The 14,989-nt window shown below is 37.4% G+C and carries 10 protein-coding genes; 9 read left to right on the top strand and 1 reads right to left on the bottom strand.

Translation table 11 applies throughout. The features are described from left to right. The first annotated feature begins 87 nt into the window (after positions 1–87). Positions 88–2,784, top strand: a complete 2,697-nt coding sequence (gene secA / locus CHB72_RS12490) for a preprotein translocase subunit SecA (RefSeq protein WP_089283216.1) — start codon at positions 88–90, stop codon at positions 2,782–2,784. A gap of 48 nt (positions 2,785–2,832) precedes the next feature. Continuing rightward, positions 2,833–3,931 (top strand): peptide chain release factor 2 gene (gene prfB, locus CHB72_RS12485; RefSeq protein WP_141131395.1). Its coding sequence is split into 2 segments (ribosomal slippage): positions 2,833–2,907 and positions 2,909–3,931, totalling 1,098 coding nucleotides; the frame shifts between segments, so codons are not numbered across the junction. 406 nt (positions 3,932–4,337) lie between these two features. Here the strand turns inward: prfB and CHB72_RS12480 are convergent. Next, positions 4,338–4,784 carry a YaaR family protein gene (locus tag CHB72_RS12480; protein WP_089283214.1) on the bottom strand — a complete coding sequence of 149 codons (447 nt, stop codon included), beginning with the start codon at positions 4,782–4,784 and terminating at the stop codon, positions 4,338–4,340. 370 nt (positions 4,785–5,154) lie between these two features. Here CHB72_RS12480 and CHB72_RS12475 point away from each other — a divergent pair, with 370 nt between their 5' ends. The 7 genes from CHB72_RS12475 (at position 5,155) to CHB72_RS12445 (ending at position 14,951) form a co-directional block, all read left to right on the top strand. Next, positions 5,155–7,830: a DUF6240 domain-containing protein gene (locus CHB72_RS12475; protein ID WP_089283213.1), complete on the top strand. Its 2,676-nt coding sequence runs from the start codon at positions 5,155–5,157 to the stop codon at positions 7,828–7,830. Between the two features lie 14 nt (positions 7,831–7,844). Then, positions 7,845–8,135 carry an EscU/YscU/HrcU family type III secretion system export apparatus switch protein gene (locus CHB72_RS12470; protein ID WP_089283212.1) on the top strand — a complete coding sequence of 97 codons (291 nt, stop codon included), beginning with the start codon at positions 7,845–7,847 and terminating at the stop codon, positions 8,133–8,135. Between the two features lie 168 nt (positions 8,136–8,303). Then, positions 8,304–9,917, top strand: coding sequence for a flagellin N-terminal helical domain-containing protein (locus CHB72_RS27760; protein ID WP_089283211.1), 1,614 nt, complete (start codon positions 8,304–8,306; stop codon positions 9,915–9,917). A gap of 173 nt (positions 9,918–10,090) precedes the next feature. Then, on the top strand, positions 10,091–10,564 hold the full coding sequence (gene fliS, locus CHB72_RS12460) for a flagellar export chaperone FliS (protein WP_089283210.1): 474 nt from the start codon (positions 10,091–10,093) through the stop codon (positions 10,562–10,564). A 136-nt stretch (positions 10,565–10,700) separates the two neighbouring features. Further along, positions 10,701–12,878, top strand: coding sequence for a Tex family protein (locus tag CHB72_RS12455; RefSeq protein ID WP_089283209.1), 2,178 nt, complete (start codon positions 10,701–10,703; stop codon positions 12,876–12,878). A 199-nt stretch (positions 12,879–13,077) separates the two neighbouring features. Continuing rightward, entirely contained in the window at positions 13,078–14,373 is a 1,296-nt protein-coding gene (locus CHB72_RS12450; RefSeq protein ID WP_089283208.1) for an MFS transporter, read from the top strand. 83 nt (positions 14,374–14,456) lie between these two features. Next, a complete protein-coding gene (locus CHB72_RS12445; RefSeq protein ID WP_089283207.1) occupies positions 14,457–14,951 on the top strand; it encodes a hypothetical protein in 495 nt (164 codons plus the stop codon). The last annotated feature ends 38 nt before the right edge of the window (positions 14,952–14,989 follow it).

Genomic DNA, 14,989 nt, shown 5'->3' with positions numbered 1-14,989 from the left:
GGTTAAGAAAAACCTCATAAAATCTTTAGACAGCTATAATTTGCATACAACGATTAGAAAATTATTATACATAACGGGGTGAAATAATTGAAAAAGCTATTTGAAAAGGTTTTCGGCACCTATAGTGAGCGAGAACTGAAGAGACTGGATAAGGATATTGAAAAAATAGAAGCTTTAGATGCAGTGTATTCAAAACTAAGTGATAGTGAGCTTAGACAAAAAACCTCTGAATTTAGAGAACGACTTCAGCAGGGGGAAACACTAGATGATATTTTACCAGAAGCCTTTGCCACCGTCAGGGAAGCTTCCTTTAGAGTGCTGGGAATGAAACATTACAGGGTACAGCTTTATGGAGGTATGGTTTTACATCAAGGTAGAATTGCTGAGATGAAAACTGGAGAAGGTAAAACCCTAATGGCTACACTACCAGTATATCTAAATGCTGTTGCTGGTAAAGGGGTTCATGTAGTAACCGTCAATGATTATCTTGCTAAAAGAGATAGAGAATGGATGGGAAAGGTTTATCATTTTTTAGGCTTATCTGTTGGTGTGATTGTTCATGGACTAAGCCAAGGAGAAAGAAAAGAAGCCTATAACAGTGATATCACCTATGGTACCAACAATGAATTTGGATTTGATTATTTGAGAGACAATATGGTAATCTACAAGGATGATCGGGCACAGAGAGAATTAAACTATGCCATCGTGGATGAGGTAGATAGTATTTTAATCGATGAAGCCAGAACACCTCTTATCATCTCAGGTCAAGGGGAAAAATCCACGAAGATGTATTTTATCGTAGACCAATTTGTAAGAACCTTAAAAAAGGAAGCAGAATTCACCATAGATGAAAAGGCAAATTCCGTTACTCTAACAGAAGATGGAGTTCAAAAGGCAGAACGAGCCTTTGGGATAGAGAATCTTTCAGACCTAAATAATATGGAAATATCCCATCATATTAATCAAGCCTTAAAGGCTCAAAATTTAATGAAGCTAGATAAGGATTATGTGGTAAAGGAAGGGGAAGTCGTTATTGTAGATGACTTTACCGGCCGACTGATGTTTGGTCGTCGATACAGTGATGGATTACATCAGGCAATAGAAGCTAAAGAAGGCTTAGAGGTTCAAAGAGAATCTAAAACATTGGCTACCATCACCTTCCAGAACTACTTTAGAATGTATAATAAATTATCAGGGATGACTGGAACAGCAAAAACAGAGGAAGAAGAATTTATTTCTATTTACAACATGGATGTTGTTGAAATTCCTACGAATAAGCCAGTAGTTCGTGAGGACTATCCTGATGCTGTGTATCAAACAGAGAATGGGAAATTCATGGCTCTAGCCAATGAAATTCAAGAAAATCATCAGAAGGGTCAACCGATATTGGTAGGTACTATATCTATTCAAAAATCAGAGGAATTGTCAAAGCTCTTAAAGAGAAAAGGTGTTCCCCATGAAGTATTAAATGCTAAGCACCATGAAAGAGAAGCGGAAATCGTGGCCCAAGCAGGACGAAAAGGTGCTGTTACGATTGCTACCAATATGGCTGGAAGGGGTACTGATATTCTATTAGGAGGAAATCCAGAATTCTTGGCAAAGCAGGAATTGAAGCGCAAAGGATATGATGATGACGTGATAGCAGAGGTTACCAGCTTTGCTGATACCGACAATGATGATATATTAGCGGCTAGAAAAGATTACGATGAGCTTCATAAAAAATATAAAGTGGAAACCGATAAGGAGCATAAGGAAGTCGTTGATGCAGGAGGATTGCATATTATTGGAACAGAAAGACATGAATCCCGAAGGATTGATAATCAGTTAAGGGGTCGTGCAGGACGTCAAGGAGACCCTGGCTCCAGCAGATTTTTTATTTCCCTTGAGGATGACTTAATGCGTCTCTTTGGTGGAGATAAAATGCAGGGCTTCATAGAAAAGATGGGACTTCAAGAGGACGAAGCGATTGAGCATAAGCTTCTTTCCAGATCCATAGAAAATGCACAAAAACGGGTAGAAGGTAGAAACTTTGGTATTCGTAAGCATGTATTACAATATGACGATGTCATGAATAAACAAAGAGAAGTTGTTTATGCAGAACGTAAAAAGGTATTAGCAGGAGAAAATATGCGGGATCATATCTTTAATATGATTGATACTATAATAGAGGGTGCTATCGCTATTTATACCGCTGATGCACAGTATCCAGAAGATTGGGATTTAAAGGGATTAGAAGAGAACCTATCTAACATCTTCCTACCAAAGGATGTTTTAGGCTTTGATAAGGTTGAAGATCTGACATTAGAATCCCTAAAGGATGAAATTATACAGGTGGCTGAAAAACTCTATAACCAAAAAGAGGAAGAAATTGGTGAGGAGAGAATGCGAGAAATCGAAAGAGTCATCATGTTACAGGTAATAGATAGTAAATGGATGGATCATATCGATGCTATGGATCAATTAAGACAGGGTATTGGTTTAAGAGCTATTGGACAGGTGGATCCTGTAAGAGCGTATCAAGTAGAGGGCTATGATATGTTCCAGGAGATGATTAATAAGATCCAAGAAGATACAGTACGATATCTCTTTAATATTGAAAAGGAAGTAAAGGTTCAAAGAAGAAGGGTGGCAGAGCCGATAGCCGCTACCCATGGTGACGATGATGATACCAAGGGAAAAACAGTTGTAAAAAAAGAGGAAGCAGGCAGAAATGAACCTTGCCCCTGCGGCAGTGGTAAAAAGTATAAAAAATGCTGCGGAAAAGTAGATGACTCAAATCTTTGATTTGGTGTCAATCACTTTCACACAGTGGGATAACCGAGGTGATGGTAGATGTTAAACTTAGATATCTATAAACAGCAGCTTTCAAGGCTTCAAGAGGAGATTGATGAACTGAGGGTTTCTCTTTGACGTTGAAAGCTTAAAAAATATCGTTGATGAATACGAGGCAAAAATGGGAGAGGAAAGCTTTTGGAATGACCCTCAAAAAGCCCAAGAAATTTTGAAGAAGTCTAAGGAAATGAAGGATAAGATAGAGAATTATGAAGAGTTAGTAAAAACCTATGAGGAACTAGACACCATCGTATCCTTTATAGAGGAAGGAGACAATTCCTTTGAAGATGAGTTAATCGATGGGGTTAAATCATTAGAAAGTAATGTCTCTGAAATGAAAATTCAAACCCTTCTTAAGGGAGAATATGATAAGAACAATTCTATTTTATCTATACACGCTGGTACGGGTGGATTAGATGCTCAAGACTGGGCGAAAATGCTGTGGCGTATGTATACCCGTTGGGCAGAGGGTAAGGATTATAGGGTGAAACTCCTGGATATACTGCAGGATCCAGAGGCAGGAATAAAAAATGTGACCCTATTAGTTGAAGGATTAAACGCCTATGGCTATTTGAAGGCGGAGAAGGGAGTACACCGTCTGGTGAGGATTTCTCCCTTTGATTCCTCAGGAAAACGCCATACCTCCTTTGCATCGGTGGATGTTATGCCAGAAATGGACGAAACTGTAGCGGTAGATATTAATCCGACAGATTTGAAAATTGATACCTATAGAGCTAGTGGAGCTGGCGGGCAGCATGTAAACAAAACTGATTCAGCTGTTCGGATTACCCATATACCTACTGGTGTAGTGGTTCAGTGTCAGAATGAAAGGTCTCAGCATTTTAATAGGGAGGTTGCTATGAAGATGCTGAAGGCAAAGCTTATAGAATTGAAGGAATTGGAACATAAAGAAAAAATAGAAGATATTCAAGGAGAATACAGTCAGATTGCCTGGGGTAGCCAAATCCGCTCCTATGTTTTTAATCCCTATAATTTGGTGAAGGATCATCGTACTAATGTAGAGGTTGGAAATATACAAGGCGTTATGGATGGAGATTTGGATGTGTTTATTAACGGGTATTTAAGGAGCTTAGAATAAAAAAAAGCCTACTTTTGCAGGCTTTCAGACTGTTGAAAAACCTCCATCTTCTTCGTTGCTTCGAAAATCCAGCACCCTTACGTATTTCTATATACGCTGCGGTCGCTGGATTTTCTTGCGCCTCGAATCTGAAGGCTTTTGAACAGTCTGGATTTTGTTGAAAAACTCTCATCTTCTTCGTTATTTCAAAAAAACAGCACCCTTACGTATTTCTATATACGCTGCGGTCGCTGGATTTTCTTGCGCCTCGAATCTGAAGGCTTTTGAACAGTCTGGATTTTGTTGAAAAACTCTCATCTTCTTCGTTATTTCAAAAAAACAGCACCCTTACGTATTTCTATATACGCTGCGGTCGCTGTTTTTTTCATACCTTGAATCTGAGGGCTTTTGAACAGTCTGTATTTTATTACATCAATATATCCAATAGCATTCCTCGGATATCATCTAGTCTTTTGATAATGTCAATACGGTCTACCTCTTGGTCTAAAAAGTCTTTTGTCAGTGACTCCAGCTCTCTATCAACATTTTTCACAACACAATAAACTCGATGACGACCTCTTCGATCTAGAAAATTTTGTTTGGAAAATTTGTGGGAGTTTTTTGTGGCTACATCTAAAAATTCTCGCACCAGCTTTTTGTATTTAACAATTTCATTGAGATGCATTTTTTCCCCAATTTTCTCAGCTTGCTCGGTAATCCTACCATAGAGATCTTCAAGATGCTCTCTAACATGCTGGGATTGAATTGTTTCAAATTTAGAGATAAACTGTTCCCGCTTTACCTCTGATTTTCTATTTTGAGGTTCTACCATACTCATAATGTCATTCATATGTATAGCATCAATCTTACTCATAACCTATCCTCCAATGCAAGAACATAAATATACTACCTCTATTCTACAACAAAATGATAAATTATTCTATCCTAGAATCCACTGGTTCATAATATTATCAATACATATCCCTATTTTTAATTTAAATACATTCGGCCTAAGGTTTTCCTTTGGCTAAAAGACATAAGCAAAGGATTGCAATGTAGAGCGTAGTGCATTAAAATCTACAAGCTCATAGGGTTATATATATTATCGGCAATTTTGAAAATATCTTGAGAAATCAATCAAAAAATAATAGTTTTAGCCTCCTTGAATAAACATTGGAATATCTCATTAAAGAAACCTTCCACTTATGACGATAAGTTAAGTAGAAGTCAAAGGAGGTGGGATGATGAATAACAATATTTTTCAAAGAGTGACAACAGGGATTCCACAACAACTTTATGGAGGAAACACCTCCTCTTTCAAAATTCGAGGCACCTTAGTGGAAAAAAATGACAATATGATAAAATTAAGTATTGGCGGAAACAAGATCATAGAAGCCCAGTTGAAGGGCAGTATTAAAGGTGAAGTAGGAGATACTGTAGCTATCGATAAAAAATATATCCTCCAATCAAAGCTAATTCAAGAAAAAAATCCAAATCAAGAGTTGGGAAAAAATTCAAACGTGGCTTCGGGTCATGAAAAGGATGGAGTTGCCAATACACTTGAGAAGTATGGAGTGATTGCAACAAAAGAAAATGTCCAACTATTTATGGACTCTAAAGCCAGTCTAGACAAGGTAATTAAGGGATTAGACTATGATACAGCCATTAAACTGATAAAAAAGAATGTGGACATTGAAGAAGAATCATTAGAGAAATTGGCGGATATGGTGGAGAAGACCAAAGGGGAAAAAGAAGGATTTTCTTTTTTTAAGTTATTTAGTAAAAAGAAAAATATGACATTAGAGGAAGCTGAAAAAACTGCTTCTCAGCTTTATGGCAATAAAATGGGAAAGGACTTTACCGATGTGATTAAAGCATTGCATAAGGCGGGAGTAGAGATTACCAAAGGCAATGTGGAAAAAATCAATAACATTTTTGCTAAGCTTGAAAATCTACAGGATATTCAGGAGGATACCATTATTGATTCCTTAAAAAACAAGATTGAAGCCTCCATAGACCACCTATATAAAATGAAAAATGCCATTACCAAAAATGTGATTGCTGTGGAGGAAAAAATAAGTCAATTTGCAAATCAAGCTTATGAAACCATGAACCATGCCATAGACACCATCAGTGAGAGAGAACTAAAGGGGATGGAGGAACAGATCAAGGCATTACTGACAGCCTCTGATATAGAGGTGACGGAAGAAAATGTCAGACTTGCTAAAGAGCTGATTAGAAATGGAATGGAAGTATCTCCAGAAAATATGGAGAAGGTAGAGGAAATTAAGAATGCTGTAAGAGAGTTGAACCTTTTGTTAAACCATGAACGAGCTGCTCAATTACTAAGATCTGGGGTACAGATAGAAAGGGAAAATATTTTATCCTTGGTGCAACATATAAAGGAAAACATTGAATTGGAAGGAAATTATGAAGTAAAGGATAAGCTTTTTCAAGAGGAGAAGATTAACAACATCCTGGATACTATAAAAAATCTTCAAAATATAGATGAGAAGCAACTGCTACAGTTGATCAAGAAGGGGGCAGATTTCAAATTAAGCAATCTTCAACTCCTTACAGAAAAGGGAAGTAACAGCACCTTTGATATACAAGAATTAGACAGCAGCATGAAGACAATATATCAACAGCATGTAAAAACTCTTCAAACTTTGCAACAACTTAAAACCCTTGACTTTGACAGCATTGCCCGACATATTGGCAATCGGTATCCCAATACCCTTAATGGACTGCTTCACAGTCACCAAATGATGGAAAACAGTGAAAGAGTGACAGAAAATCCCCAAAGAGCAGCAATTGAAAACTATGTTGTAAAAAATGCAGAAGCTTTGGGGGTTAGGGGAAGCATCATGGATATAGAGGCGGCAAGGGCTCTACTTAAAAGCAACATACCATTAAATAGAGGGAATCTACTAGGACTATATGAAATTAATAGTCATGTGGAAAACATTAGAGAGAACCTCTCCTCTTATATGGTGACGCAATTGGCTCAAAAGGGAGCAACCATTGAGGAAATAGAATTGGCAAAGCTCTCCAGTTATATTGACGAGAATCCTGTCAATAGAATGGATATTAATAAAAGATTTGAGGACATAAAGGGAATTATACAAAATATCGGTAGTATAGGCGGGGAAAAGGATAGCCTTTTATCCCTTTTGGTAAAGAATGCCATACCAACAGATTTAAAAGAGGTAAATAAGTTAAGCCTATTTGTGAATAACAAACAGCAGATAGCGGTGGAAACCGATAAAATATTAAAAATCTTGGCAAAAAGTGACAAACAGGATTTAAGAGAACTAGAAGCAAAGATGAAGGGATTTTTAAAGGAAGCAACAGGAGAGACAAAAGCTGGAAGATTTGATGCTGAAAAAACCTATCAGCAGCTGGGGAAATGGATGAAGGCGGTTGAGGAGAAAGGACACCTGTTGGGAGAAGCTGAAAGAGAAGCTTTTCAAAAAAGCAGTGGAAGCTTAAGGGATGCTCTAGTTTTACAGAGTCAATTAAGCAAAGAGGATACAGTGTTGCAACTGCCAGTGATGATGGAGAATCAGTTAAAGAATTTACAGATTTATATTATGGATAAGAAAAAGGGTGGCAGGAAAATCGACCCCAATGATATGTCTATTCTTTTGAACTTTGATACCAACAATATGGGGAATGTCAACGTTTATACTAATGTCAATTATAAAAAAATTGTTCTAAAAATAGGTGTAAAAAAACAAGTGGACAAGGAAATTTTTGAAGAAAACACAAGACAAATTCAAGAGATGTTAAAGAACCTAGGTTATGAACTAAAAGAGATGTCCTTTAAGGTAGCGGAGGAAAACCATCTGTTTTCCATGGTGGAGGAGACAACGGGATTATTACAACCAACAAAAAACTTCCTAGACATTAAAATTTAAAGGTGTGAGATAAAATGGAAGAAGAAAGACAAGAGAAGAAGGCGGTGGCCCTACGTTACAACATGGAGGAGGATGCAGTCCCCAAGGTTATTGCAGCGGGAAAGGGCGCTGTTGCAGAAAACATTTTGAAGGCGGCGGAGGAAAATGAAATTGTCATTCACCAAAATGATAAGCTGGTAAAGGAATTAATTCAGTTTAAGGTGGGGACAGAGATTCCACAGGAGCTTTATGAGGTGGTGGCTCAGATATTGGTTTATGTAGAGGCAATGGATAAGGAGAAATCCTTGAAGTTAAAGGATATCTAAAGGGACTTTATGAAAATCGGACAAAAGTACTAGGGGAATTAAGTAGAATTACTAAAGAAAAAGAAGTAGCCAGTCGATAAATATAATATAGATTTTTATAAATGAATGTTATAGAAATATATTAATAAATCTAAAGAAATCTTCAAGGACAAAAAGGGAGGTAAAAAAATGAGAATTAACCACAATATTCCTGCACTAAATGCCCATAGGTTATTAAATGTCAATACTGGAAAATCCAGTAAGGTACTAGAAAGACTTTCTTCCGGTAAAAAAATAAATCGTGCAGCAGACGATGCAGCTGGAATGGCGATATCAGAAAAGATGAGGGCTCAGGTAATGGGCTTAAGAAAGGCTTCTCAAAATACTCTAGACGGTATTTCTTTAATACAAACAGCAGAGGGGGCTATGAATGAAGTCCATTCTATGTTCCAGAGAATGAGAGAATTATCAGTACAGGCGGCCAATGGTGCTGTAACTGATGAAGATAGACAGGCGATCCAGGATGAAATCAATCAATTGACCTCGGAGGTAAATAGAATCGCCAATGGTACGAATTTTAATACGAGAAAACTATTGCAGGGGAATACAGCTCCCAATTCCAATACTACTGTACATAGGATGTCTACAGGAGGACCCGCTGAAATCGTAGGAGATCAGGCGTTAGATGATACATATGTTGGCGATATAGCGGATCTAAGCACCAAAACCCTTACGATAACAATAGATGGAGAAGAGAGAACGGTAAATCTTAACAAATTCAGTGATCCTGGAAATGCAACGGTAGAGAATATATTAGGAGTTTTGAATGATGCTATGGGAGATCTGGGAGAAGCTATTATTACAGATAATGCTAGGCTTGAAATAAGAAGTGCTTCTATAGGAGGCGGTAGTAAGATAGAGATCACAGGCACGCTGGCAGCGGATTTATTTGGAACTGTAAACTTAGGAACTACTGGTGAGGCAGAAAAGGATGCTGGTAATGCTACAGGAAGTTTCTTATTTAAAGAAATTCCACAAGCGGGATCTACCATGACTATTGGTAAGGAAAAAATCGAATTCTTTGACAGCCGTGTTGGACCGTACACTGGTTCCAATAGGCCAATTAATATAGCGAAAGATGCTACAGATGAAAAAGACTTAGAAGATCTTGTTAAGGAAATAGCTGCTCTTGGAATAGATGGCGTGAACATGACTATAGATGCAAATAAGACAACTAGGCTGATTGTTACAGCGGATGTGGAGGGCTTTGCAGGACAAGCTATCTTCTTAGAAGGTACACCAAAGGAGTTTGTTACTAATCTTCAAGTAGGACCTAATCAGGGTCAGGGCTTTAGACTTTCTATAGGAGATATCCGTGCCAAGATATTGGGAATAAGTTCAGCGAGTCCGGATGGTAATACTGGAGTAAAGGGAGCCGCTTTTACAAGTGGTACACCTAATGTAACTGATGGTCTTTCTGAGGGTGTTATTGAGTATGCACTAGATGTATCTAAAGAGGATAGGGCTACCGCTGCCATCACTGTTTATGATAATGCTATTGTAAAATTAGCGGGTCTAAGATCTTCCTTAGGGGCTATCCAAAACCGACTAGAATACACAACTGCTAACCTAGATAACACCGCAGAAAACCTAACAGCTGCTTTATCTAGAATCGAAGATGCTGATATGGCACTAGAGATGTCTGAGTTTACAAAACTTAACATCTTAACTCAATCAGGTGTAGCAATGCTAGCTCAGGCTAACCAAAGACCACAGTCAGTATTGCAGCTGTTGGGTAGCTAATTATTAAATGATAGAACACCTTAAATAAAGAATGCGTAATTCGGGCGGTCAAAGACCACCCCTACAATATAGCGTTGTCAACATGTAGGGGCGGTCTTTGACCGCCAGTTTATAACGCAATATTCATCATAGACGGCATAATTATATTCCAAAGATAGTAGGGGGTTTACAAATTGATAGAAAAAGAATACTTAGCCAATCGTATTGCCAATGCCAATCCAGCGGAATTAGTCGCAATCCTATATGAAGGTTTAATCGATACCTTGGAGGACAGCCTTGATTATTTAAGAATCAACGCTTATAAAAAACTAAACAATTCCACACAAAAAGCTAGAGAAATATTAGCGGAACTACTATCCACCCTACAGGAGGATTCAGAGGTGGCAGATAACTTGAGAAGCGTTTATTTATATCTCAATCAGTTAATTACAGAGGCTGAAAACAAGAAGGATATAGAAAAGCTTCAGCTAGCGATTAAGGTGATTACTCCTATCTATGAAGGTTGGAGGGAACTAGGAGAACGTGAAGGAAGCCAAGCTGCTGTACAATCTTCTGAAGGACCTAAAATTGTAGCCGGTATGACCTACGGCAAAGGACAGCTGAATGACTATGTTGTCAGCGGCGAAAAGGAATGGAAAAAAGGATAAGATATGCACCGTCTTAGAAGATTAAGGCGGTGCATTTTGATTTTTAAAAAACCTACGTGGAGAAAAAATGATATTAATAAAAAAGGTCATTAGATTATGATATAATATTTTTATTAATAACTGAGGAGGCAAGGGAATGAATATTACGAAACAATTAGTGGATGAGTTCCAGTTAAAGGAATTTCAAGTGGTAAATACAATTGCATTAATAGATGAAGGCAACACCATCCCTTTTATTGCTAGATACAGAAAGGAAATGACCGGGACGCTAAGTGATGAAGTTCTAAGAGATTTTCATGAGAGGCTTACATACTTGCGAAATTTAGAATCAAGAAAAGAAGAGGTTATAAGACTGATTGAAGAGCAGGGCAAGTTAACCGAGGAATTAAAAAACCAGATAGTAAAGGCAAAGGTACTTCAAAAAATTGAAGATTTATATAGACCTTTTAGACCTAAAAGAAGGACACGAGCGACAATCGCAAAAGAAAAGGGGCTTGAGCCATTAGCAGAGTTAATCCTAAAGCAAGAAATTGAAGAGGGAACGATAGAGCAGTTGGCAGAGCCATTTATCAATGAAGACTTAGAAGTATTTACTATTGAAGAGGCAATCAATGGGGCAAAGGATATTATCGCTGAAGTAATATCCGATAATGCAAATTATAGAGAAAATATTAGAAACATGAATTTAAGAAAAGGAATAATAAGTAGTGAAGCAGTGGATCTTGAAGATAAGACAGTTTATGAGATGTATTACGATTATAATGAATCAGTAAGTAAGATTGCTAACCATAGGATATTGGCTGTAAATAGAGGAGAAAAAGAGAAAAAACTGAAAGTAAAGCTATTGAGTCCAGATGATGAGATCATCTCCTATTTAACAGGGCAGATCATATCCAATAGCAAAGTTATAACATTTCCTTTCCTCCAAGAAGCCATTGAGGATGCATACAAACGATTGATAGCTCCTTCTATAGAAAGAGAAGTTAGAAACCTATTAACAGAAAGGGCTGAAGAGGAAGCTATCAAGGTTTTTGGCAAAAATACAAAACCGCTGCTTTTGATTCCACCTATTAAGGATGTTAGGATTTTAGCCATTGATCCAAGCTACAGAACTGGATGTAAGATTGCTATATTGGATGAAACAGGAAAGTTGCTGGATTATACTACTATTTATCCTAATGCTCCTCAAAACAAGGTTGAAGAGGCTAAAAAAGTATTGAAGGAATTAATAGATAAATATAATATAGATATCATCCCTATAGGTAATGGTACTGCATCAAGAGAGACGGAGCTGCTTGTGGCAGAACTAATAAAAGAAATTGAAAAAAAGGTGTATTACACAATTGTTAGTGAAGCAGGAGCATCTGTGTATTCGGCATCCAAGCTAGCAACAGAAGAGTACCCAGATATAGATGTATCCATTCGAGGAGCCATTTCTATAGGCCGTAGATTACAGGATCCATTAGCAGAGCTAGTAAAAATTGATCCAAAGAGTATTGGTGTAGGACAGTATCAACACGATTTAAATCAGGGTAAGCTAGGAGAAACATTAAAGAATGTAGTGGAAGACTGTGTTAATAGTGTTGGGGTGGATTTAAACACCGCTACGCCTTCCTTATTACAATATGTAGCAGGAATCTCCTCTACCGTTGCTAAAAATGTAGTACAATATAGAGAAGAAAATGGTAGGTTTACCAACAGAAATCAGCTAAAAAAAGTAAAACGATTAGGGGATAAGGTATATCAACAATGTGCAGGTTTTTTAAGGATTTCAAATGGAAAAAACCCATTAGATAATACTAGCGTGCATCCTGAATCTTACGAAATAACAATGAAGTTAATCGAAAAACTAGGTTATAGTAAGGAGGACATTCAACGGGGAAAGCTTAGAAATGTTGAAGAAGGTATATTGCAATATAGGAAAGCAGGTTCTTTAGAAAGTGCATTGAAGGGAATAGCAGATGAATTAGAGATTGGATTGCCTACTTTGAAAGACATCATTCAGGAGATTAAAAAACCCGGCAGAGATCCGAGGGAGGAAATGCCAAAACCTATCTTTAGAAGTGACGTTTTAAAAATGGAGGATTTAAAATTAGATATGATTATGACTGGTACAGTAAGAAATGTTGTTGACTTTGGTGCTTTTGTTGATATCGGTGTTAAGCAGGATGGATTAGTGCACGTTTCTGAATTGAGCAATAAATTTGTTAAAAATCCAATGGATGTTGTTTCAGTTGGAGATGAGGTTGAAGTAAAAATTATTGGGTTGGACATAGAAAGAGGAAAGATCTCTCTGAGTATGAAACAAGTATAGAAAAACGTATTTATAATTAAATTTTAATATACACGGTCTACGGTTTCGCCCTTGTCTGAAAAGCGTAGCCAAGGACTGCAAATGTAGCCCTTAGTATATTAAAATTTAGAAGCTCATGTCTATATATAGATATGAGCTTCTATAAATGAATATATGTGTGGCGGAAGATGAGCCTGTCGTCCCGAAAAGGAGGAGAGCTATGGAACAATCACAACAGATAAAGAAGTTGAAAAGCTATCGATGGACAGTGTGGGGAATTCTGGCGATAGCCTATACAATCGTTTTTTTTCACAGATTAGCAGTAGGTGTTGTAAGGGAGGATCTAGTGGAATCCTTTCAAATCACAGGGACAACCTTTGCTAATCTAGGATCTACTTATTTTTATGCTTATATGATCATGCAGATTCCTTCAGGAATATTAGCAGATTCCTTAGGGGCTAGGAAAACAGTAACGATTGGCACCTTGCTGGCAGGAATAGGCTCAATAGTTTTTGGATATGCTCCCGATATTACTATTGCCTTTTTAGGAAGACTTTTAGTTGGACTAGGGGTATCTGTAGTATTTATTGCTATATTAAAAATACAATCCCAATGGTTTTTTGAAAAAGAATTTGGTACCATGGCAGGGATTACTTCCTTTGTTGGGAATTTAGGAGGAATTTTTGCTCAAACACCTTTAGCTTTGATGGTGGCATATTTCACCTGGAGAAGTACGTTTATAGCTATTGGAGTGGTTAGCTTAGTAATAGCTGTGTTATGTTATCTTATTGTGAGAAATTCCCCCAGTGAAATAGGACTACCAACAATAGAAAGTATTGAAGGAAGAGAAAAAAGCATGATTAAGGCTCCACCTTTAGGTGAAGGTCTTGTAAAGGCCCTCCTAAACCCAAGAACCTGGCCTCCCTTTTTCACTTTTGCCGGCTTTTTTGGAGCATTTGCCTCCTTAACAGGAGTCTGGGGCATCAGTTATCTGACAGATGTTTACGGTCTCTCACGGGAAGCTGCACCAAATTATACAACTGTAGCGGTTTTAGGAATGGCCATAGGAAGTATAGCTATTGGAAAGCTCTCGGATGCCATTAAAAGAAGAAAGCTGCCTATGCTAATCTTTGGAGGAATTTACGTGCTTACCTGGGGCATTTTAGTATTTGCGGGAGGAGGAAAGCCACCTATTGCTATACTTTATCCTCTCTTTTTTATCATGGGTTTTACCTGCACTGCCTTTGTATTAGGCTGGGCTTGTGGTAAAGAGGTGAATCATCCTGGTATTGCAGGGATTTCTACATCGATTGTAAACATCGGAGGCTTTTTTGGTGCAGCAGTGATACCGCCTTTACTAGGAGGAATTTTCGATCGTTATGAAGAAGTATTAGAAACAACTGTATTATATCAGAAGGCTTTTATGTATTGCTTTATTGCCTCTACAATTGGGTTTTTGTTCATTTTTCTAGTGAAGGAAACCTATTGTAAAAATATATATAGAGAAAATAAATAAAAAAAAGAGGATTTTATGAAACTTTTCAGGGGAGAGAACGTCTAATGTAAGGGTTAGAAAAATAAGGGAAGAGGAGATTTGTAATGGATACTATGCCTATAAAAGCTGTGATCCTGAATGCTATGCCTGAGGCAGTGCTTCTGATTTATTTAGGACTAATTTTAATCGGCATACGACCAGACAAAAAGAGGGTGTTCATCGCAGGGGTCATTCAGGGGATGATGTGCTACTATATTAGAAAAAATTATGATTTTGGAATTCATATTTTTATGCAGTATTTATCTTTTGTACTTATGACTTGCTTGATTGTAAAGATACCGATTTTAGCAGCAGTTATATCGAACTTTGTTACTTTTATTTTGGCGGTACTATTAGAAAGCTTTATAGGATTAATGATACCTTATATTATTGGGATGTCTATGGGGGAAATGATGTCAAGGGAATGGTTAAGGGTAATTTGGTTTTCACCCTATTTATTTGTGATAGCTGGCATTACTTATTTAGCTGATAAATACAAATTCACGCTGGAACAGGAAATAAAGATCTTACAGAAAATTAACGGAAAAATAAAAGGATAAAGGCGCATGCCTATGATTATGTACTGTTATAAAAAAAC

It is taken from the genome of Anaerovirgula multivorans (assembly GCF_900188145.1).
GTDB classification, from domain to species: Bacteria; Bacillota; Clostridia; order Peptostreptococcales; family Natronincolaceae; genus Anaerovirgula; species Anaerovirgula multivorans.
The sequence above is the reverse complement of the archived record's forward strand: the minus strand, read 5'-3'. Positions and strand labels throughout refer to the sequence as shown.